Origin of the sequence: Actinomadura coerulea (assembly GCF_014208105.1) — a bacterium.
GTDB lineage: Bacteria > Actinomycetota > Actinomycetes > Streptosporangiales > Streptosporangiaceae > Spirillospora > Spirillospora coerulea.
The window spans coordinates 2416028-2436138 of record NZ_JACHMQ010000001.1; the positions used below are offsets into that span (position 1 = coordinate 2416028).

The 20111-nt window shown below is 75.1% G+C and carries 18 protein-coding genes and 1 pseudogene; 4 read left to right on the forward strand and 15 right to left on the reverse strand.

Features of this window, described 5'->3' with window-relative positions:
• Both BKA00_RS11195 and BKA00_RS11200 read right to left on the reverse strand, forming a co-directional pair.
• Entirely contained in the window at nt 1–870 is an 870-nt protein-coding gene (locus BKA00_RS11195) for an AAA family ATPase (RefSeq protein ID WP_185024841.1), read from the reverse strand.
• Nucleotides 867–1301, reverse strand: a complete 435-nt coding sequence (locus BKA00_RS11200; RefSeq protein WP_185024842.1) for a hypothetical protein — start codon at nt 1299–1301, stop codon at nt 867–869. The genes BKA00_RS11195 and BKA00_RS11200 overlap by 4 nt, the downstream gene beginning before the upstream one ends.
• A gap of 128 nt (nt 1302–1429) precedes the next feature.
• Between BKA00_RS11200 and BKA00_RS11205 the strand changes: the two genes are divergently transcribed.
• Complete coding sequence (locus BKA00_RS11205; protein ID WP_185024843.1) at nt 1430–1771, forward strand: hypothetical protein; 342 nt, start codon at nt 1430–1432, stop codon at nt 1769–1771.
• 210 nt (nt 1772–1981) lie between these two features.
• On the opposite strand, the gene BKA00_RS11210 is transcribed toward BKA00_RS11205, so the two are convergent.
• The 11 genes and pseudogenes from BKA00_RS11210 to BKA00_RS11260 form a co-directional block, all read right to left on the reverse strand.
• On the reverse strand, nt 1982–4177 hold the full coding sequence (locus tag BKA00_RS11210; protein ID WP_185024844.1) for an acyl-CoA dehydrogenase family protein: 2196 nt from the start codon (nt 4175–4177) through the stop codon (nt 1982–1984).
• 74 nt (nt 4178–4251) lie between these two features.
• Nucleotides 4252–5256 (reverse strand): TerC family protein, encoded by a 1005-nt coding sequence (locus tag BKA00_RS11215; protein WP_185024845.1) that lies wholly within the window; start codon nt 5254–5256, stop codon nt 4252–4254.
• Nucleotides 5257–5482: 226 nt separating this feature from the next.
• Entirely contained in the window at nt 5483–6676 is a 1194-nt protein-coding gene (locus BKA00_RS11220; protein WP_185024846.1) for a glycosyltransferase family 4 protein, read from the reverse strand.
• Nucleotides 6669–8330, reverse strand: a complete 1662-nt coding sequence (gene murJ, locus BKA00_RS11225) for a murein biosynthesis integral membrane protein MurJ (protein WP_230299152.1) — start codon at nt 8328–8330, stop codon at nt 6669–6671. The genes BKA00_RS11220 and murJ overlap by 8 nt, the downstream gene beginning before the upstream one ends.
• A 46-nt stretch (nt 8331–8376) precedes the next feature.
• Nucleotides 8377–9384: a hypothetical protein gene (locus BKA00_RS11230; protein WP_230299153.1), complete on the reverse strand. Its 1008-nt coding sequence runs from the start codon at nt 9382–9384 to the stop codon at nt 8377–8379.
• 4 nt (nt 9385–9388) lie between these two features.
• Complete coding sequence (locus tag BKA00_RS11235) at nt 9389–10342, reverse strand: copper transporter (RefSeq protein WP_185024847.1); 954 nt, start codon at nt 10340–10342, stop codon at nt 9389–9391.
• Entirely contained in the window at nt 10339–11577 is a 1239-nt protein-coding gene (gene steA, locus BKA00_RS11240; protein WP_185024848.1) for a putative cytokinetic ring protein SteA, read from the reverse strand. Before steA ends, BKA00_RS11235 begins: the two co-directional genes overlap by 4 nt.
• A gap of 164 nt (nt 11578–11741) precedes the next feature.
• Nucleotides 11742–13448: a DNA repair protein RecN gene (gene recN / locus BKA00_RS11245; RefSeq protein ID WP_185024849.1), complete on the reverse strand. Its 1707-nt coding sequence runs from the start codon at nt 13446–13448 to the stop codon at nt 11742–11744.
• Between the two features lie 208 nt (nt 13449–13656).
• Nucleotides 13657–14547, reverse strand: a pseudogene (locus BKA00_RS11250) (NAD kinase); the annotation flags it as partial.
• Nucleotides 14548–14689: 142 nt separating this feature from the next.
• Entirely contained in the window at nt 14690–15493 is an 804-nt protein-coding gene (locus BKA00_RS11255; RefSeq protein ID WP_185024850.1) for a TlyA family RNA methyltransferase, read from the reverse strand.
• Nucleotides 15486–15737, reverse strand: coding sequence for a hypothetical protein (locus BKA00_RS11260; RefSeq protein WP_185024851.1), 252 nt, complete (start codon nt 15735–15737; stop codon nt 15486–15488). Before BKA00_RS11260 ends, BKA00_RS11255 begins: the two co-directional genes overlap by 8 nt.
• Nucleotides 15738–15851: 114 nt before the next feature.
• Between BKA00_RS11260 and BKA00_RS11265 the strand changes: the two genes are divergently transcribed.
• The gene (locus tag BKA00_RS11265) at nt 15852–16193 is read left to right on the forward strand and encodes an SCP2 sterol-binding domain-containing protein (RefSeq protein WP_185024852.1); all 342 of its coding nucleotides are present in this window, start codon (nt 15852–15854) and stop codon (nt 16191–16193) included.
• A 46-nt stretch (nt 16194–16239) separates the two neighbouring features.
• On the opposite strand, the gene BKA00_RS11270 is transcribed toward BKA00_RS11265, so the two are convergent.
• The gene (locus tag BKA00_RS11270; RefSeq protein WP_185034035.1) at nt 16240–17241 is read right to left on the reverse strand and encodes an HAD-IIA family hydrolase; all 1002 of its coding nucleotides are present in this window, start codon (nt 17239–17241) and stop codon (nt 16240–16242) included.
• Nucleotides 17242–17296: 55 nt separating this feature from the next.
• Nucleotides 17297–17740, reverse strand: coding sequence for a tetratricopeptide repeat protein (locus BKA00_RS11275; RefSeq protein ID WP_185024853.1), 444 nt, complete (start codon nt 17738–17740; stop codon nt 17297–17299).
• 72 nt (nt 17741–17812) lie between these two features.
• Here BKA00_RS11275 and BKA00_RS11280 point away from each other — a divergent pair, with 72 nt between their 5' ends.
• Both BKA00_RS11280 and BKA00_RS11285 read left to right on the forward strand, forming a co-directional pair.
• Complete coding sequence (locus BKA00_RS11280; protein WP_185024854.1) at nt 17813–19162, forward strand: DUF1015 family protein; 1350 nt, start codon at nt 17813–17815, stop codon at nt 19160–19162.
• A 7-nt stretch (nt 19163–19169) separates the two neighbouring features.
• Nucleotides 19170–20108 carry an MBL fold metallo-hydrolase gene (locus BKA00_RS11285; protein WP_185024855.1) on the forward strand — a complete coding sequence of 313 codons (939 nt, stop codon included), beginning with the start codon at nt 19170–19172 and terminating at the stop codon, nt 20106–20108.
• Nucleotides 20109–20111 lie beyond the last annotated feature (3 nt).

Below are 20111 nucleotides of genomic sequence, written 5' to 3' on the forward strand. Positions count from 1 at the left end.
TCAGCCGCTCAGCCCGAGTTCCTTGGCGGCGCGCTCCTGGTCGGAGACGTGCTTGAGGACGACGCCGAGCGTGCGGCCCACGGCGGCCTCGTCCAGGTCGTCCAGGCCGAGGGCCAGCAGGGTGCGCGCCCAGTCGACGGTCTCCGCGATCGACGGCGCCTTCTTGATCTCCAGGTCGCGCAGCGTGCCGACGGTGCGGACCAGCCGCTCGGCCAGCTCCGCCTCGATGCCCGGCACCTGCGCGAGGACGATGTCGCGCTCCCGGTCGGGTGCCGGATAGCCCAGGTGCAGGTAGAGGCAGCGGCGCTTCAGCGCCTCCGACAGCTCCCGCGCCGCGTTCGAGGTGATCACCACGAAGGGGCGGCGGACCGCCGCCACCGTCCCGAGCTCGGGGATCGTCACCTGGAAGTCCGACAGGACCTCCAGCAGCATGCCCTCGACCTCGACGTCGGCCTTGTCCGCCTCGTCGATGAGCAGGACGGTCGGGTCGCTGCGGCGGATCGCCGCCAGCAGCGGCCGCTCCAGCAGGAACTCCTCGGAGAAGATGTCGTCGTGGGTCTCCTGCCAGGCGCGGTCGGCGGGCGCGGCCTGGATCGCGAGGAGCTGCTTCTTGTAGTTGAACTCGTAGAGCGCGCGGGCCTCGTCCAGGCCCTCGTAGCACTGCAACCGGATCAGCTCCGCGCCGGTCGCCGCCGCCACGGCCTTCGCCAGCTCCGTCTTGCCCACGCCCGCCGGGCCCTCCACCAGCAGCGGCTTGCCGAGCGCCTGGGCCAGGAACACCGTCGTGGCGATCTCGTCGTCGGCGAGGTAGCGGACGCCGGCGAGCCTGCGCCCGGCGTCGGCGGGTGAGGCGAACATCGCGTCGGTCATCCCGTGCCCTTCCGAGCGGCGGCCTTCTTGTAGGTCTGGTTGGTCCCGGCGAAGACGAGGGACGCCTTGTCCTCGCTGAGCGCGACTCCCCAGTAGGACGCGGCCTTGGGGTCGCCGCCGTTCCACGAGAAGCGGTACTTGCCGCCGCCCTCCGGGATGGCCGTACCACTCCACAGCTTCTGCCGTCCCCGCACCCACACGCCGCTGCCGTTGGCCTTGAACTGGAAGTAGTCCTTGGCCGCGCCGACCCATCGTCCCACCAGCGGCTTGACGTCGGCGGGCTTCACCGCCGGGAGCGGCGCCAGCGTGGTGGGCGGCGCGGACGGCGCCGCGTCCGCGGCCTGCTTGTCACCGCCGCCGCAGCCCGCGAGGGCCAGCCCGGCCGCGGCGGCCCAGGCGGCGAGGATGGTCGAACGGGCCCGCACTCTCACGGAGACCTCCGGATTTCCTGGGACAAGAGCGGAATCCTACCTGCGCGTCCGCTCACACCTGAGGGGTAGCCGCCACATGGCACCGGGGAGTGACGCGGACGCCCGCGCCGCCCGCCTATAACGGTGTCATGACGACCCCACGACTGCCGCGCGAGGACCTCACGGCGGCCATGGCGGCCCGGCGCGAACTGGGGCCCGACTATGACGACGCCTTCATCGAGACGGTCGTCGACCGCATCGAGGAGACCCTCGACGCCCGCGCCGCGCCGAGCCCCCGCCGCCGCCGCGCCCCGGCGCCCGAGCCGCGGCACGGCGACCGCGACCACAGCCTGGCCATGGCGATCCTGTCGCTGCTCGCCGCGATCCCGCTGAGCGCGATCGGCGTCGTCAACGCCGGCCTCCCCGGCCTCCTCATCGCCCTGACCGGCATCGTCCTCGTCAACTTCACCTACACCTTCCGGCCGCGCTGACCCAGGGGGACGACCCCCTGGAACCCCCGTTGCGAGCCGGGCGATCCTCACGCCACTGTGCGGCTTGTCGTGCCCGTGCGGGTGGGCCGGTGTCGCTCCGGTCGCCCGGCTCGACGGGCAGGCGCGTTGCGCTCGCTGCGCTCGCTCCACGCGCCTGCCCTTGGCCGAGGGCTGGAGTTCCTGCCCGGCCGGGGGGTGTGCCCGGTGGGGTTACTTTCCTGGTTCGGGGTCTCGGGGGAGGCCCAGGATGCGTTCGCCGATGATGTTGAGCTGCACCTCGGTGGTGCCGCCGTAGATGGTCATCGCGCGGCTGAACAGCATGGCGCGGCCCACGATGCCGCTCTCGGCCATCGGGACCTCGGTGGCCGCCGCCGCGCCCTGCGCCGCCCAGCAGTGGTCGGCGACGTCCTGGTTGAACTGGACGCCGAGCAGCTTGCGGACGCTGGCCTCCGCGCCCGGCTCCACGCCGTTCAGCTGTTTGAGCGTGGTGCGCAGGCCGAGCAGGTCGATCGACTGGCCCTGGGCGACGAGCCTGCCGGCCTCGGCGGCCGCGACCGCGTCCAGGTCCCGGTTCGCGAAGAACCGCAGCAGCTCGGGGACGCCCATGCCGAGGCCGCCGCCCGTCGACAGCGACACCCGCTCGTTGGACAGCGTGTTGCGCGCGACCTGCCAGCCCTGGTTCACCTCGCCCACCACGCGGTCGTCGGGGACGAAGACGCCGTCCAGGAAGACCTCGTTGAACAGGGCGTCGCCGGTCAGCTCCCGCAGAGGCCGGACGTCCACACCCTCGGACGCCATGTCCACGAGGAAGTAGGTGATGCCGTCGTGCTTGGCCGCGGCGGGGTCGGTGCGGGCGATGCAGAAGCCCCACTGGGCGTGCTGGGCGAGCGACGTCCAGATCTTCTGCCCGGTGAGCCTCCAGCCGCCCTCGACCCGCTCGGCCTTCATCGACAGCGACGCCAGGTCCGACCCGGCGCCCGGCTCGGAGAACAGCTGGCACCACACGATCTTCCCGCGCAGCGTCGGCCGCAGGAACCGCTCCTTCTGCTCGTCGGTCCCGTAGCGGACGAGCGAGGGCACCAGCCAGGCGCCGATCCCGAGGTTCGGCGTCCTGACCTTGGCGGCCCGCAGCTCCTGCTGGATGAGGATCTGCTCGACCGGCCCGGCCTCGCGTCCCCAGGGCCGAGGGAAGTGCGGGACGGTCCAGCCCTCGTCGCCGAGGCGCTCGGCCAGCGCGTCCTTGTCCTCGACCGCGGCCAGCTCGGCGATCTCGGCGCGGATCCGCTCGCGCAGCGGCTGCGCGTCCTCGTCCAGCTCCAGCACGACCTCGCGGCGCCCGCCGTCCAGCGCGAGCGCGGCGACCTTGGCGGCCCACTCCTTGGAAGAGCCGAGCAGCGCCCGCAGCGTCAGGGCGCGGCGCAGGTAGACGTGGGCGTCGTGCTCCCACGTGAAGCCGATGCCGCCGAGGATCTGGATGGCGTCGCGGGCCGTCTGCACCCCGGCGTCCAGCGCGATGACGGCCGCGACGGCGGACGCGAACCCGGCCTCCTCGGTGCCCTCGTCCAGGGCGCGCGCGGCGTCCCAGGCGGCGGCGCGGGCCTGCTCCAGGGCGATGAGGCTGCGGGCGGCCTTGTGCTTGACGCCCTGGAACTGCCCGATCGGGCGGCCGAACTGCTCGCGGACCTTGGCGTACTCGGCGGCGGTCGTCACCAGCCAGTCCGCGAGGCCCGCGGCCTCGGCGCCGAACAGCGCGGCGGCCAGGTCCCGGACCCGGCCGGTGGTGAGGCCGTCCAGGACGCGGTCGGCGGCGACGGAGGCACCGGAGACCTCGACGGAGGCGACGCGCCGGACCCGGTCCAGGCTCGGCACCGGGGTGACGGCGAGGTCGGCCGCGTCCAGCGCGACCCACTGCTCGCCGTCGTCGACGGCGACCGGCAGCACGAGCACGTCGGCGAGCGCGGCGCCGAGCACCGTGGCCGACGTCCCCGACACCACCAGCGCGTCGCCCTCGCGGCGGCCGGTCAGCTCGCCGTCCAGCGCGACGGCGGCCGTCCGCGACCCGTCGGCGAGGCCCGGGAGCAGCTCGGCGCGCAGCTTGGCGTTGCTGGAGGCGTCGATCACCGTGCTGGCGAGCACGGTCGGCAGGAACGGCCCGGGCGCGGCCGCGCGGCCCAGCTCCTCCAGCACGACCGACAGCTCCAGCAGGCCGAAGCCCTGCCCTCCGTGCTCCTCGTCCAGGTGCAGGCCCAGCAGGCCCTGCTCGGCGAGGGCCGGCCAGAATCCGGGCCTGGTCTCCTCCTCCGCGTCCAGCGCGGCCCGGACGGCCGCCGCCGGAATGTTGCGCTCGGCGAAGCCGCGCACCGATTCGGCGAGCGCCTCATGCTCCTCGGTCAGCCCGATGGCCATGCGTCAACCCTCTCTCGACCCTTTTGACCGAGATTCTAGAACAGCATTCGGAAGACGTGGGGACGCGGTCCCGCTCAGCCCTCGCGTGTCGCGCCGGTCTCCGCCTCGGCGGCGGGCCCGGCCTCCCCGAGCGGCTCGCGGGACGGCCTGCGGCCCGCGGCGAGGCTCGCCACCGCGGTGGCGGTCAGCGTCCCGGCGATCACGGCGAGCGACAGCCAGATCGGGATGTCGGGGGCCCAGCCGACGCCGTACTCGTGCAGCGCGTGCAGGATCAGCTTGACGCCGATGAACCCGAGGATGAACGCCAGCCCGTGCCCGAGGTAGACGAGGCGGTCGGCGAGGCCGCCGAGCAGGAAGTACAGCTGGACGAGGCCCATCAGCGCGAAGGCGTTGGCGGTGAAGACCAGGTACGGCTCGGTCGTCAGCCCGAAGATCGCGGGGATGGAGTCCAGCGCGAACAGCACGTCGGTCGAGCCGATCGCGATCATGACGATGGCCATCGGGGTGACCAGCCGGCGCCCGCCCCGCCGGGTGAGGAACCGGCTGCCGTCGTACTCGTCGGAGGTCGGGATGACGCGCTTGGCCCAGCGCAGCAGCGCGTTCTCGTTGAAGTCGTCCTCGTCGCCGCCGCGGACCAGGCCGATCGCCGTCCAGATGAGGAACGCGCCGAAGAGGAAGAACACCCAGGTGAAGGTCGCGATGGCGGCGGCGCCTACCGCGATGAACGCGCCGCGCAGCACCAGCGCGATCACGATGCCCGCCATCAGCACCGTGTGCTGGGCCTGCTTCGGCACGGCGAACCGGGCGAGGATCACCATGAAGACGAAGAGGTTGTCGACGCTGAGGCTCTTCTCCATGACGAAGCCGCCGAAGTACTGCGCGGCGTACTCCCCGCCGGAGAACAGCCAGACGCCGAGCCCGAACAGCACGGCCAGGCCGATGTAGACCACCGACCAGAACGCGGCGCGGCGGGGGGTGAACTCCCGCGTGTCGTTGCGATGGATCAGGAACAGGTCGGCGGCGATGATCGCAAGGATCGCCGCGATGGTGAGACCCCAGACGAGGGGTGAGACCGACAACGTGAACACCTCCGGCGGACATGAGACGAGCGCCGGAGGTCTCTCCCGCCCTGCTATCGGGTACGGGCCGCGGAACCCGGGCCGGCATGGGCCGACCGTACTGACGAGAACCGCGCGCGGGGATACTCCCCTCCGTTACCTGCTTCAACGCGGGCCGCACCGGGCCGGTTCCCCTCCGCCGCGATTTTTCCGGCCCGTCTCCGAACCGGAGCGCCGGAGGCCGCGTCTAAGGTCCGGTCAGCTCCAGGTACAGCTCCGCCAGCTGGTCGACGGCGTCGTCCTCGCCGGGCAGCATCGCCGACCGCCGCGCGGCGGCCGAGCCCAGGCGCGCCGCGAGCGCCGGGTCGTCCAGGACGCGGCTCACCGCGCGCCCGAGCGCCTCCGCGTCGTTCGGCGGCACCAGCAGCGCCGCGTCCGACTCGGGCCCCTGCAGCAGCGAGGCCCCCTCGCCGCGCTCCTCGGCGCCCACCATCCCGGGGATCCCGCCCACGCGGGTCGCGACGAGCGGCCGGCCCGCCCGCAGGATCTCCTGGACGATCAGCGGCTGCCCCTCCCACACGCTCGGCACGACCGCCACGTCGCAGGCGGCCAGCAGCCCGGCGACGTCGGATCGGCGGCCGAGCAGCCGGACGGGCAGGTCCTCGGCCTCGATCCGGGCGCGCAGCGCGCCCTCCAGCGGCCCGTCGCCGGCGATCGCGACGAGCGGCGGCGGGGTCCGTCCCGCCCATCCCGCCGCGGCGTCCAGCAGCGTCGGCAGGCCCTTCTGCTCGGCGAGCCGGCCGACGGCGACGACCAGCGGCCGCTCCCCGGCGCCGAACTCGGCCCGCAGGTCGGCGCGAACGGCGGGGCCGGGCGGCGCCTGCGGCGCGGGCGCCGGGACGATCGCGTGCCCGACCGACCGGGCGCCGAGGGCCCGCATCCGCTCCTCCAGATCGGGCGAGACACCGAGGACCCGGGTGGCGCCGCGCGCCACGACGCGTTCCAGCACCCCGTAGACCGCGGCGGTCCGGCCGCCGGTGATGACGGCGTTGTGGAGCGTGACGACCAGGGGCGGGCCGCCGCGGCCGAGACGCAGCGGGCCCGGCACGACGCGCGCGCACGCCGCCACCGCGAGGGCCCCGGCGCGCAGGCCGTGGGCGTGGACGACGTCGGCGTCGCGCAGCAGCCGCCGCAGCCGGGCGACGGCTCTGGCGTCGCTCGCCGGGCGGGGCCGGTCGGCGAGGTCGACCTCGGCGAACCGGGCACCGCCGGCGGCGAACCCGAACAGCTCGCCGGTGGCGGCGGGCCCGCACACCACGACGCGGGCGCCGCGCTCGACCAGGCCGTCGGCGACGGAACGGACGTGCCGGCCGACGCCGCCGGCGGCGGTGCCGAGGACGAGCGCGACGCGCAGCCCGTCCAGATCCTGCCTGTCAGACATTGCGGGTCACCTTCCGGGTGAGGACGGCCCGCAGGTCCCGGCCGTCGATCACGAATGCGATGATCAGGAAGACGGCGCCGGCGACCAGCGCGGCGAGCGCCCCGGTCCCGACGTTGCGCAGCTCCCCGGCCGGGCCCGTCCCGCCGAGGCCGAGCAGCGCCGCCGCCGCGTACCCGGCGGCGCCGCCCGCGGCGGCGCCGAGCAGCCCGGCGGCCAGGGCCCGCGGCACGCCGCGCACGGCCGCGGCGCCCCTCGCGCGCACCAGCGTCACGAGCAGCAGGGCGCCGGCGACGGTCATCCCGGCGGCGTTGCCGACGCCGAGCGCCGCGACGACCCACTGCCGGTCGACCGACAGCACCAGCGCGACCTCCGCGACCATGACGACGATCCAGCCGGCGACCACGGCCGCCGCGCCCATCCGCCCCCGGTGGCACGCGTACAGGACGCGGCCGAGGTGCGCGACGAGACCGTAGCCGAGGAGGCCGGGCGCGAACGCGAGCACCGCGCGCGACAGCACCTCCTGCTGGTCGGGGTGGCCGGGGTTGAACACCGCCGCGACGGGCACGGCGACGGCGGCCAGCGCGGCCGCCCCCGCGCAGGACACCAGGATCACCGCGCGCGTGGTGGACGCGGTGACCCGGTCGAACCGGTCGTGGTCCCCCGCGCTCATCCGCGCCGACAGCAGCGGGAACGCGCTGGTCGCGATCGGCACCGCGAGGATCGCCCACGGCAGCAGGTAGATCGCCCACGCGTACTGGTAGTTGGCCAGCGCGCCCCGGGTGCCCTGCGAGCTGAGCCGGACGATCAGCAGCGTCGCCAGCTGCTGCGCCGCGACCGTCGCGATCCCGGCCGCCGCGAGCCGCCGCACCCGCCGCGCCACCCCGTCGGGGAAGCGCAGGGTGGGCCGCAGCCGCAGGCGCAGCCGCCACGCGGCGACCGCGGCCGTGGCGGCCATCGCGACGCCGCCGAGCGCCGTGCCGACCGCCAGCGTCAGCTCGGCCCCCAGCGGGAGCCCGGCCAGGTCGTTCTCGAAGCCCCTGCCGAGCGGCGCGTAGACGACGTAGGCGCCGATCACCACGAGGCTCGACACCAGCGGCGCGAGGGCGGGTGCGACGAACCGGCGGTGCGACTGCAGCAGCCCGTACAGCACGACCGCGATCCCGTACATCACCATCTGCACGGACTGGATCGCCAGCATGTCGCCGCCGACCCGCACGACCTCGCCGCGCGAGCACCCCTGCGGGTCCTCGGCCACCGCCAGCTCCATGAGGGGGTGGGCGAACAGCGCCATCAGCGCCGACAGCGGCACCATCAGCACGACGATCCAGGTGAGCAGCGCCGACCCGGTCCGCCGGACCTCCTCGCGGTCGCCGCGCTCGGCGGGCCCGGCCAGCACCGGGACGACCATGCTGGCGAGCGCGCCGCCCGCGACGATCTCGTAGATGCTGCTCGGGAGCTGGGTGGCGCTGAAGTACGCCTGGCTGAGGCACGAGGTGGTGACGGTCTGGGAGAAGGCGTAGGTGCGCCCGAACCCGGCGAGCCGCGCCAGCACGGTGATGACCGCGATGACGACGGCGGCGCCGGCCAGCCCGCCGGTCAGCCGGCGCAGGCCGGGCCGCCGCCGGGCCGGCGGCGGCGCTTCGGATGGGGGCACGGTAGGCGGAGGCACGCTCGTGTGGGACTGGGGGGCGTCCGGCGGGCTAGGCGGGGTCGGCGACGCCGTCGCCCGCCGGGCCGGGCTGCGGCGGGACGGCCGGGCGGTACGCGTCCTCGGTGCCGGACCTGCCGGTCTCCCGCTCCCCGGTCTCCCGCTCCGCCGCCTCGGCGGGGGCCGGGACGGGGGCGGCGACGGGGCGGCGGCCGAGCATGTCGACGCGGTTCAGCACCGGGTTGCCCGCGATGACCTTGGTGAAGCTGACGAACTCGCTGGCGGCGTTCAGCCCGGCGACCCCGGCCAGGACGGCGAGCCTCGGCCCCCGGCCGAGGCGCGACGCGGCGAGGCCGAGCAGCGCGCCGAGCGCGTTGGCGCCGGTGTCGCCGAGCATGGCGCGCTCCCCGAGGTCCTCGGGGAGCAGCGCGGCGGCGGCGCCGAGCGGCGCGGCGACCACGGCGGAGCCGGAGCGGGTCAGCGCCAGCGGCGTCCCGGTGATGAGGCCGACCTTCACGGCGCGCCCGGGGCGCAGGTCGAACAGGTTCATCAGGTTCGCCGACCCGGCGATGAGGGCGCCGTTGACGAGGGTGTCGAACGCGCGGCCCGTGCGGGTCGGGGCGGGCGAGCCGGCCACGGCGGCGGCGGCCAGCCCGGTCGCGCCGATGCCGAGGATCTTCACCGCGCCGCTGGTCACCTCGCCGCGCGCGAGCGCGGTCAGGTGGCCCTTGTAGCCGCGGGAGGACGCCGACCCGGCGAGGTCGTCGTAGCCGCCTAGGGCGCCGGACCCTGCGCCGGCGAGCAGCGCGGCCGCGCGCAGCCGGGCGGCGGCGCCGGGGACGAGCAGCCCGGCCGCGGCGGCGCCCGCGACGAACGCGGGGCCCTCCAGCAGCGTGACCGGCTCGCCGCGGTGGTTGGTGCGGCCCCAGACCTGCTCGCCGGGCAGCCCGTTCAGGCCGGGCGGGCGCCGCGTCAGCGCGGTGTAGGCGGCGCGTGCCGCCACCGCGCCGAGGCCGGCGCCGGTCGCCAGCCGCGCGCTCCTGGCGATGCCTCGTCTCATCAGGTCACCCGTTCTTCGCCGTGGGGGCGGGCGAGGGCAGGTAGCCGCTCGCGCCGGCGCCCGTGCCGTACTGCCCGGACTTGCCGCCGATCTCGTTCTGCAGCGCCAGGATCGTGACGACCTGGCCGGCCGCGGTGTCCACCACGTCGACGGTGGAGACCGAGTCGGCGGCGTCGGAGTCGCGCAGCGCCGCGATCAGCCCGCCCTCCTGCGCGGAGGTCGGCGGGCCACCGACGACGCTACCGCGCCCGGCGCCGTCGAGTGCGGTGGCCAGTGAGATCAGTGCCTTGTTGTCGTCGCCTCCGCCGGCATAGGCGTAGGCGGCGGCGGGGGCGACCATGACGGCGAGGGTGGCGTGCTGTCCGGGCTTGCCGCTGGTGGTGACGTATCCGGCCTGCTTGAAGCCGTTGAGGACGGCGCCTCCGGCGGCGTCCTCGCGGCCGGACTTGGCGGGGTCCCTGGTGACGAGGGCTCCCGCGAGGACGGCGCCGGCCTTGCCGTAGGCGCCCGCGTTCTCCGGGAACTTCACGTCCTCGGCCTTGAGCTGCGTGGCGAGCTCGTCGACGGTGGTCTGCTGGTCGTCGTCCAGGAGCTTCTTCTGGATCGTGACGCGCCCGGTGACCGCGGCGCCGGAGTCCTTCGCCAGCCGGCTGATCTGCTCGATGCTGTCGTTGCCGGCGCCGGGCGTCTCGATCAGCACCACGGACTGGCCCTTGAGCCGCTCGGCGACGATCTGCGGCGAGAGCGCCTTGGTGAACTGCTCCTCGCCGTCCAGCTGGTGCCGCAGGTCGCGCTGCGCCAGCCGCGCCTGCTGGGCCGTCTTGGCGGCGGAGTTCGCCTGCTGGCGCAGGGTGTCGCTCACCGAGTTGGACAGCGTGGTGGAGCCCAGCACGATGCCGAGCGCCAGCGCGAGGAAGATCGCGACGATGGAGACGAGGTGGTAGCGGAAATCGATCACGTGAAGAGTCCGGTCAGCCAGAAGAGGAAGGCGTGCCAGCGGTCGGCGAGCAGGGGACTGATGACGTCCCCCGCCGGGGACATGGCGACGGCGGTGACGATGGCGATGAACGCGCCGAGGACGAGGAACAGCAGCGACCAGGTGGAGATCCGGCTGCGGTAGAGCCTGCTGACGCCCTTGGCGTCGACGAGCTTGCTGCCGACGCGGAGCCGGGTGAGGAACGTGCTGGCCATGCCGGCGCGCCCCTTGTCGAAGAACTCCTCCATGTTGGCGTGCGTGCCGACCGCGACGATCAGGGTGGCCCCCTTGTCGTCGGCGAGGAGCATCGCGATGTCCTCGCTGGTGGCGGCGGCGGGGAACACCACGGCGTCCTTGCCGAGCTCGTGCACGCGCTTCAGGCCCGGCGCGCGGCCGTCCCGGTAGGCGTGCACGACGAGTTCGGCGCCGCAGGTGAGCGCGTCGTCGGAGACCGAGTCCATGTCGCCGACGATCATGTCGGGGCGGTAGCCGGCCTCCAGCAGCGCGTCGGCGCCGCCGTCCACCCCGATCAGCACGGGGCGGTACTCGCGGATGTAGGGGCGCAGGGTCGCGATGTCCTCGCGGTAGTGGTAGCCGCGCACGACGATCAGTGCGTGCCGCCCGGAGATCCTGGTCGCCACCTCCGGGACGCCGACGCCGTCGATGAGCAGGTCGCGCTCGCGCTTGACGTACTCCATCGTGTTGGCGACGAACGCCTCCAGCTGGGAGGCGAGACCGGCCTTGGCCTCGGTCAGCGCCTCCTCGACGGACTCGGCGCTCTGCTCGGTGCCCTTGGCGACGACCTCCTCGCCCCGGTGCACGGCGGGCCCCTCGACGCGGACCTGGTCGCCCTCCTGCAGCTTGCTGAAGATCTCCGGGCCGACGTCGTCGATCAGCGGGATGCCGGCCTCGATCAGGATCTGCGGCCCGAGGTTCGGGTACCGGCCCGAGATGCTGGGCGCGACGTTGACGACGGCGCCGACCTCGCGCGAGACCAGCGCCTCGGCGCTGACGCGGTCGAGGTCGACGTGGTCGATCACCGCGACCTCGCCGGGCTGGAGCCGCTTGGTCAGGTCCTTGGTGCGGCGGTCGAGCCTGACCGTGGCGCTGACCCCGGGCCGCCCGTCGTCGCGGCCGCGGCCCAGCGTGAGCACGCGCCGGGGCAGCCTCTGGGCCAGCCGGACGCGTCGCTCTGCGGTGGGTGACGACTCGTTCATCAACTGCCATCCTGCCAGAGCACGGGAGCGGACGCCGGAAAGGCCGACAGTCCAGGCGTGTCCGTTCGCGCACTCTCTGTAGTCTTTGCCGGAGCGGGCGGCGGCCCGCCGCGGCGCCGGCGTGCGGGCTGACGTGCGGCCCGAGGGGCGGGCGCGGTCCGCGGCTACCGCTCCTCGGCGGCCATGGCGAGCAGTTCCTCGGCGTGCGCGCGGCCAAGCTCGGAGTCCTCCAGGCCGGCCAGCATCCGCGACAGCTCCCGGACCCGCCCCTCCCGGTCCAGGGCGGTGACGCCGCTGCTGGTGACGGTTCCGTCGTCGGACTTCTCCACCAGCAGGTGCTGGTCGGCGAACGCGGCGACCTGAGGCAGGTGCGTGACGACGATCACCTGGGCGTTGCGGGCCAGCCGCGCCAGCCGCCGCCCGATCTCCACCGCGGCCTTGCCGCCGACGCCGGCGTCGACCTCGTCGAAGACGAACGTCGGGACGGGGTCGGCGCCCGCGAAGACGACCTCGATCGCCAGCATCACGCGGGACAGCTCGCCGCCCGAGGCGCCCTTGTGCAGCGGCAGCGGCGGCGACCCCGGGTGCGGGGCGAGCCGGACCTCGACCTCGTCGACGCCGTGCGGGCCGTAGTCGCCGGCCGGGTTGACGGTGACCACGACGCGGGCGTGCGGCATCGCCAGGGCGGTCAGCTCCTCGGTGACGGCCTCGGAGAACCGCTCGGCGGCCCGGGTGCGCACCGCGGTCAGCTCCGCGGCGTCGGCGGCGAGCCGCTCGGTGAGCTCGGCGTGCTCGGAGCGCAGCTCGTCGATGCGGTCGTCGTCGCCCTCCAGCTCCGCGAGGCGGGACGCGGACCTGCGCGCCCACTCCAGGACCTCGGTGACCGTGCCGTCCGTCCCGCCGTACTTGCGGGTCAGGGCGGTCAGCTCGGCGCGGCGCTCCTGGACGGCCGCGAGCCGCGCCGGGTCGGCGTCCACGGACTCGGCGTAGGACGCCAGGTCGGTGCCGACGTCGGTGACGAGGTAGCCGGCCTCGGCGAGCCGGTCGGCGAGCGCCGCGAGCTCCGGGTCGTGGTCGCGGACGGCGTCCAGCGCGTTGCGGGCCTGGCCGAGCAGGCCGGTGACGTTCGCGGCCTCGAACGCGGCGGCGGGGTCGCCGAGCAGGGCCTCGTGGGCGGTGTCGGCCGCGCCGCGCAGCGCGTCGGCGTGCCCGAGGCGCTCCTCCTCGGCGGCGAGGTCGGTGTCCTCGCCGTCCTTGGGGTCGATCTTCTCGATCTCCTCCAGGCCGAAGCGGAGCATCTCGGCCTCCTGGGCCCGCTCGCGCGCCCGCGTGGTCAGCTCCTCCAGCAGCGCGCTGACCTGGCGGTGCCGCTGGTAGGCCTTGGTGTAGGCGCGCATCGGCTTGGTCAGCGCGCCGCCCGCGTACCGGTCGAGGGCGCCGCGCTGCCGCGACGACTGCAGCAGCCGCTGCTGGTCGGACTGCCCGTGCACGGCGACCAGGTCGTCCGCCAGGGTGATCAGCACGCTGACGGGGACGGACCGGCCGCCGAGGAACGCGCGGGAGCGGCCCTCCGCCGACACCGAGCGCGTGACGATCAGAGCGCCGTCGTCCAGCTCGCCGCCGGCGTCCTCGACCCGCTCGACCACGCGGCCGCCCGGATCGACGACGATCCGGCCCTCCACCGTGGCGCGTCCGGCGCCGGGCCTGACCCGCTGCGGGTCGGCGCGGCCGCCGAACATCAGCCCGAGGCTGGTGACCACCATGGTCTTGCCCGCCCCGGTCTCCCCCGTCACCACGTTGAAGCCCGGCGACAGATCGAGCACGGCCTCGTCGATCACGCCGAGGCCCTGGATCCGCACCTCATCGACCATCGGACGCACCAGCGTCACAACCCTCCGCAACCAGATCCCCGATCAGCGCCTGTGGAGATTATCCCCTCTGACCGCCAGCCGCCTCCCCGTCCGGCCCCGGGGGACCGCCCTGCGGCGGGAAGCCGGGGCCCGGGTAGCCAGCGATGCCGCCAGCCGCCGGGGCGTCCCCGACCTGGGAGTCCCCGAGCGGCGGGGACGGCCGGGACGGTTGGCGGACCCGCCCGCGCCAGCCCGTCACCGGCAGCCCGAACTTGGTGACCAGCCGGTCGGTGAACGGGGTGAGGTGCAGCCGCGCGAGCCGCACCGGCTCCGCGCCGCGGCGGACCTCCACCCGCGCGCCCGGCGGCAGGTCGAGCGTGCGGCGCCCGTCGCACCACAGCACCGCGCGGGGCGTGTCGGGCAGCACCTCCACCGCGACCGACGAGCGCGGCGAGACCACCAGCGGGCGCGCGAACAGCGAGTGCGCGCTGAGCGGCACGACGAGCATCGCCTCCACCTCCGGCCACACGACCGGGCCCCCGGCGGAGAACGCGTACGCGGTGGAGCCCGTCGGGGTGGCGCACACCACACCGTCGCAGCCCCAGTTGGACAGCGGCCGACCGTCGATCTCGGCGACGACCTCCAGCATCCGCTCCCGCTCGGCCTTCTCGATGCTGGCCTCGTTGAGCGCCCACGTCGTGCCGAGGACGGTGCCGTTGCGGCGGGCGGTGACGTCGATGGTCATGCGCTCCTCGACGTCGTAGCGGCGGGTCACGACCCGGTCGACGGTGGCGGCGAGGTCCTCCCGCTCGGCCTCGGCGAGGAACCCGACGTGGCCGAGGTTGACCCCGAGCAGCGGCGCGCCGGAGCCGCGGGTGAGATCGGCGGCGCGCAGCAGCGTCCCGTCTCCGCCGAGGACCATGACGACCTCGGCGCCGTCGGCGGCCGCGGCGGTGCCGGGCATGACCTCCACGCCCGCGCAGCCGATGTCGTCGGCCTCGCCCTCCAGGACCCGCACGCAGATCCCGGCCTCGCTGAGCCGCTCGATCACCAGCTGCGCGCTGCGGACCGCCTCGGGCCGCCCGGTGTGCGCCACGACCAGCACCGACCTTGTGCTCATGCTCCCGCCCCACTCCCCCACGCGCTCCGGCGTACGGACGTCTGGACGAACGTCCCCGCGCGGGACGTTCCCGGTTTCGACGCAACCCTCTGCACGCGCGGTGCGCCCTGTAGCGGTGCGCCCTGTACGCGCGGTGCGTCGCTCACTGCGGGCCCTCCGCGATGGCCTTGGCGAGGGCCTCCTCCTCCAGCGGCGGGGCCCCCGCGCGCAGCCACAGGAAGTACTCCACGTTGCCGGACGGCCCCGGCAGGGGGCTCGCCGCCACCCCGAGGACGCCGAGGCCGAGCGTCGCCGCGTGCTCCGCGACGCCGCGCACCGCGTCGGCGCGCAGCGCCGGGTCGCGGACGACTCCGCCCGCGCCGACCCGGTCCTTGCCTACCTCGAACTGCGGTTTCACCATGACCGCGTAGTCGGCCTCGGGGGTCGCGCACCGCTGGACCGGCCCGAGGACGAGCTTGAGCGAGATGAACGACAGGTCGCCGACGACGATGCTCGGCGGCGGGCCGTCGAGCGTCCCCGGCTCCAGGTCGCGGATGTTGACCCGCTCCAGGACGGTGACCCGGTCGTCGGTGCGCAGCGACCAGGCGATCTGCCCGTACCCGACGTCGACCGCGTACACCTGCTCGGCGCCCGCGCGCAGCAGGACGTCGGTGAACCCGCCGGTCGAGGCGCCCGCGTCCAGGCAGACCCGGCCCCGGACGTCCAGGCCCGCGAACGCCTCCAGCGCGCCGGCGAGCTTGTGGCCGCCGCGCGAGACGTACTCCGGGCCGCCGCCGTCGTCGGCCACGACGATCGCGGCGCCGGCCTCGACCTGGGTGGCCGCCTTCGCCGCGGTCTGCCCGCCGACGCGGACCCGGCCGTCGCCGATGAGCTGCCCGGCCTGCTCCCGCGACCGGGCCAGCCCCCGGCGCACCAGTTCGGCGTCCAGGCGGCGCCGGCTACTCACGGGGGCGCAGGGCGTCGGGGAAGGCGGGCCGGGGCGGCGCGGGGCGCCGCTCGTCCTGGCCGGCGGCCGCGAGGAGCTCCTGGAGCCGCTGGTGGACGTCCTCGAAGACCTCCACGTGCGCGGCGACGGGCCGTCCGCCGAGCCCGCCGAGGAGGGCGACGGCGGCGTCCACGCGCGGGTCGCCGGTCGGATCGGGCGGCGGCGCCGCCGGGAACTCCGGCTCCTCCGCGGCCTCGTCGGACATCACGTTTACCTCCCAGTGCTCCCGGAGCGCACGCGACGAGTCGCCTCCGGCTCACCATGAACGCTACCGTCCCTGGACGACATCGATGCCGGACGAACGGGGAACGGCCTGACCATGGCGAACGAGGAGGAGTGCCGTGCGGCGCTGGAGCGCGTCGCGGCGCGCCTGGCGGAGGTGGACGCCGACCGGCTCGCCGAGCACGTCGTCGAGCGCACGATCAGCTGCCGGGTCGCGGACCTCGGGCTCGCCTTCCGCAGCCGGCTGCACGGGGGCGGCCTCGACCCGTTCGAGCGCGACGAGGACCCGGGGGCCGCGCAGGTGCGCCTCACCGTGGACAGCGACGACCTCGTCGCGATGGCCTTCGACGAGCTGAACCCGGCCAAGGCGTGGGCCGCGGGCCGCCTGAAGATCGAGGCGAGCATCTTCGACCTCCTCCGGCTGCGCAAGCTGCTCTGACCGCCGTCCGGCCGCCTCGCCGACCCTCGGGCTCGGGGCCCGGTCCTCAGAGCCCGAGCGTCTCCAGGGCCGCGGCGAGGGTCTCCGGAGGCGGCGGCTCCTCGGTCTCCCAGGCGGCGGACGCGAGGGCGCGGAGGCCGTCGTAGGGGTCGCCGGATCCGCTGAGGGCGAACGCGTCGCCGTCGCGGCGCGCGGTCCAGCCGCCGCAGCGGTGGGCGCCGTCCTCCCGGGCGGTCTCCGGATGCGGGACGAGCAGGCCGGACAGGTCGGCCGCGAGGTAGGTGGGGCGCTGGTGGGGCGGGGCGGTGAGCGCCTGGAGGTGGCCGGTGACTCCGGTGAAGACGAGGAGGCTGTCGGCGCCGCCGTTGCGGGCGCCCTCGATGTCGGTGTCGAGGCGGTCGCCGACCACCAGCGGGCGCTCGGCGCCGGTGCGCAGGATCGACTCCTGGTGCAGCGGCCGCTCGGGCTTGCCGGTGACGATCGGCTCCACGCCGGTGGCACCGCTGATCACGCGGAGGAGGGCCCCGTTGCCGGGATGGGGAGGCCCGTCGCCCCCGGGGATGGTCAGGTCGCCGTTGGAACCGACGAACAGCGCGCCCTGGGCGACCGCCTGGGCGCCCTCGGACAGCAGCCCGTAGCCGAGGTCGGGGTGGTAGCCCTGCACGACGGCGGGGGGACGCCCGGACGCCGTCGACACCGGGCGCAGACCCCGCTGGTAGAGTGCGTGGCGCAGCCCCATGCCGCCCACCACGAGCACCTCCGACCCGGCGGGCAGGCGTTCGGCGAGCAGGCGGGCGGCGGCCTGCGCGGACGTCACCACGTCCGACGCCTCGGCGGGGACGCCGACCTCGGTGAGCAGCGCCGCCACCGCCGACGGCGTCCGCGACGCGTTGTTGGTCACGAACGCCAGCCGCTGCCCCGCCGCGCGCGCCTTGGCGAGCGACTCGGCCGCCGCGGGGACGGGGCGGCGGCCGACGTACACGACCCCGTCCAGGTCGAGCAGGGCGACGTCGTACGCCTCGCTCAGGGGACGGTCGCTGCCTTTCATCGCGCTCCTCATGACTGTGATCGTACGGGGATTGTTACCGGTGGGTAAGGGCGGGTCAGCGCCGGGCCGCGAGGGTGGCCCTGGCGTGCCGCAACGCCCGCGCGTAGTCCTGGTTCTCCGGGCGCATGGCCGCGGCGAGGGCGAGATGCTCGACGGCGCCCTCGAAGTCGCCCATCCGGCTGAGCGACAGCCCGAGCCCGAACCGGGCGTAGTCCTCGGCGGGCTCGGCCTCCACGATCCCGCGGAAGCTCTCGGCGGCCGCGCCGAACTGCCGCGCCCCGAACTGGGCGCGGGCGAGCGCCTCGCGGATGCTGTGCGACTGCGGCTCGGCCTCGGCCGCCCTGGTCAGCAGCTGGAGCGCCGCCGCGGCGCTGCCCGCCCGCAGCAGCTCCAGGCCCCGCGTGTACCACTCGTAGACCCCGCCCTGCGGCGGGTCCGCATGCTCGCCCGGGTCCGCGCCTGGGGAATCCTCGGGCCGTCCGGGTCCTTGAGTACTCATGTGGACCTCCCCTCGGACATCGATCGCTACGACCGTACCCGCCGCGGCACCGGGCGCCCTCCGCTGAATAGCATGCCCAGCGTGGACGACGACCTCTCCTCCGGTCTCGACCCGGAGGAGTTCAGCGCGCGCGTCTTCGGGACGCGGGCCACGCGCACGGGCGCGGGCCTGGAACTGGCCCCGTTCCGCGGCGTCCGCTTCGTCCCCGAGGTGGCCGGCGACCCGGCGTCGGTGACCATGCCGCCGTACGACCTGATCGACGAGGCGGCGGCGCTGCGGCTGCTCGCGGAGGGCGGCCACAACATCATCCGGCTCAATCTCCCGCGCGCCGCCGGGGAGACCTACGACGCCGCCGGCCGGCGGCTGCGCCGCTGGCTGGAGCGCGGCGCGCTCGCGGTCGACCCCGAACCGGCCCTCTACGTCTACGAGGCGGCCCGCGGCGGGACCGTCCTGCAGCGCGGGCTGATCGGCGGCCTCGGACTGCGCGCGGAGTCCGACGGCGTCGTGCTGCCGCACGAGAACGTCTTCCCCGGCCCGGTCCGCGACCGGCTCGCGCTGATGGCGGCGGCGAACGCCAACCTGGAGCCGATCTTCCTGGTGTACGAGGGCGGCGGGGACGCGGCGGGCGTCGTCGACGAGGCCGCGGCCGGGACGCCCCTGACGGAGTTCGACGCCGACGACGGGCTGACCCACCGGCTGTGGCGCGTCACCGACCCGGCCCTGCACGCGCGGGTGGCCGCCGACCTGCGCGGCAAGCAGGCCCTCATCGCCGACGGCCACCACCGCTACGCCACCTACCGCGCCCTCCAGGCGCGCCGCCACGCGGCCGGCGACGGCCCCGGCCCCTGGGACGCCGGGCTGGCGCTGCTGGTCGACTCGACGCGCTACCCGCCGCACCTCGGCGCCATCCACCGCGTGCTCCCCGGGCTCCGCCCGGACGCCGCGCTGGACAAGGCCGGCCAGGTCTTCGGCGTGACCGGATTCACGGCCGAGGACGCGGCTCTGGAGGCGCTCGCCCGCGCGGAGGGCCCCGCGTTCCTTCTCGGCGGCGGCGACTCCCTGCACCTGCTCACCGGCCCCGATCCGGACGCCCTGCGCGAGGCCATGCCGTCCGAGCACTCCCCCCGCTGGCGCGCGCTCGGCACCGCCGTCCTCGACCATCTGCTGATCCGCGGAGTGTGGGGCGTCCCGGAGAACGAGAACGCCGTCGAGGTGGTGCACGACGACCCGTCCGCGGCCATCGCCCGCGCCCGGCGCAGCGGCGGGACGGCCGTGATCCTGAACCCCCTCAAGGTCGAGGACGTGCTGGCGGTCGCGGGCGGGGGCGAGCGCGTGCCGCGCAAGTCCACCTCGTTCGGACCCAAGCCCCGCACCGGCCTCGTCCTGCGCCTTCTCGACCCGGACGGCCCGCGGGAGCCATGATCGGGGGATGGACACCACGACCACGATCACGCCGCTCGGCGGGGACGTCTACGAGATCGACACCCGGATGGCCGGCCACACCGGCATCACCGCCGGATACCTGATCCTCTCCGACCGGCCATGCCTGGTGGAGCCGGGCACGGCCGGTTCGGCGCCCGTCGTCCAGGCCGCCCTGCGCGAGATGGGCGTGGGCCCGGACGACCTGGCGAGCGTCGTCGTGACGCACATCCACCTCGACCACGCGGGCGGCGTCGGCGACATCGCCGGCATGTACCCGGGCGCGGAGGTCGTCGTCCACGAGAAGGGCGCCCGGCACCTGGCGGACCCGTCCCGCCTCATGCGCAGCGCGCGCATGGTCTACGGCGACGCCCTCGACACCCTGTTCGGCGAGCTGAAGCCGACGGACGCGGCGCGGATCCGCGCCGTCGAGGACACCGGCGTCGTCGACCTCGGCGGCGGGCGGCGGCTGGAGTCGCACTACTCCCCCGGCCACGCCAAGCACCACGTCGGGCTGGTCGACTCGCAGACCGGCGACCTGTACGTGGGCGACGCCGCCGGCATCTACATCCCGGAGACGGCGGACGTGCGGCCCGCCACGCCGCCCCCGGACTTCGACCTCGGCACGGCGCTGGAGTCGATCGGCAGGTTCCGGTCACTGGGCCCGCAGCGGCTGCTGTTCGCGCACTACGGGCCCGTGCGGGAGGTCGAGGAAACGCTGGAGCGCTCGGCGGAGGAGCTGCGGATCTGGGTGGACGCCGTCCGGGACGCCCGCGACCAGGGCCTGGACCTCGACCACGCCGTCGCGATGGTCGTCGACCGCACCAGGGGCCGCTACGCGTCCATGGGCGACGACGTCGATCCGGAACTGGCAGCCAAGTACGAGCTGCTCAACAGCGCCGAGAGCAACGTCGCCGGCATCATGCACGCCCTCGGCCGGCACGCCTAGGGG

Excerpts from the sequence above, each read along its gene's own strand:
- BKA00_RS11195 (WP_185024841.1), bottom strand. The coding sequence starts at position 870 with ATGACCGACGCGATGTTCGCCTCACCCGCCGACGCCGGGCGCAGGCTC.
- BKA00_RS11205 (WP_185024843.1), top strand. The coding sequence starts at position 1,430 with ATGACGACCCCACGACTGCCGCGCGAGGACCTCACGGCGGCCATGGCG.
- BKA00_RS11210 (WP_185024844.1), bottom strand. The coding sequence starts at position 4,177 with ATGGCCATCGGGCTGACCGAGGAGCATGAGGCGCTCGCCGAATCGGTG.
- BKA00_RS11220 (WP_185024846.1), bottom strand. The coding sequence starts at position 6,676 with ATGTCTGACAGGCAGGATCTGGACGGGCTGCGCGTCGCGCTCGTCCTC.
- BKA00_RS11230 (WP_230299153.1), bottom strand. The coding sequence starts at position 9,384 with ATGAGACGAGGCATCGCCAGGAGCGCGCGGCTGGCGACCGGCGCCGGC.
- steA (WP_185024848.1), bottom strand. The coding sequence starts at position 11,577 with ATGAACGAGTCGTCACCCACCGCAGAGCGACGCGTCCGGCTGGCCCAG.
- recN (WP_185024849.1), bottom strand. The coding sequence starts at position 13,448 with ATGGTCGATGAGGTGCGGATCCAGGGCCTCGGCGTGATCGACGAGGCC.
- BKA00_RS11260 (WP_185024851.1), bottom strand. The coding sequence starts at position 15,737 with ATGTCCGACGAGGCCGCGGAGGAGCCGGAGTTCCCGGCGGCGCCGCCG.
- BKA00_RS11265 (WP_185024852.1), top strand. The coding sequence starts at position 15,852 with ATGGCGAACGAGGAGGAGTGCCGTGCGGCGCTGGAGCGCGTCGCGGCG.
- BKA00_RS11270 (WP_185034035.1), bottom strand. The coding sequence starts at position 17,241 with ATGAAAGGCAGCGACCGTCCCCTGAGCGAGGCGTACGACGTCGCCCTG.
- BKA00_RS11275 (WP_185024853.1), bottom strand. The coding sequence starts at position 17,740 with ATGAGTACTCAAGGACCCGGACGGCCCGAGGATTCCCCAGGCGCGGAC.
- BKA00_RS11280 (WP_185024854.1), top strand. The coding sequence starts at position 17,813 with ATGCCCAGCGTGGACGACGACCTCTCCTCCGGTCTCGACCCGGAGGAG.
- BKA00_RS11285 (WP_185024855.1), top strand. The coding sequence starts at position 19,170 with ATGGACACCACGACCACGATCACGCCGCTCGGCGGGGACGTCTACGAG.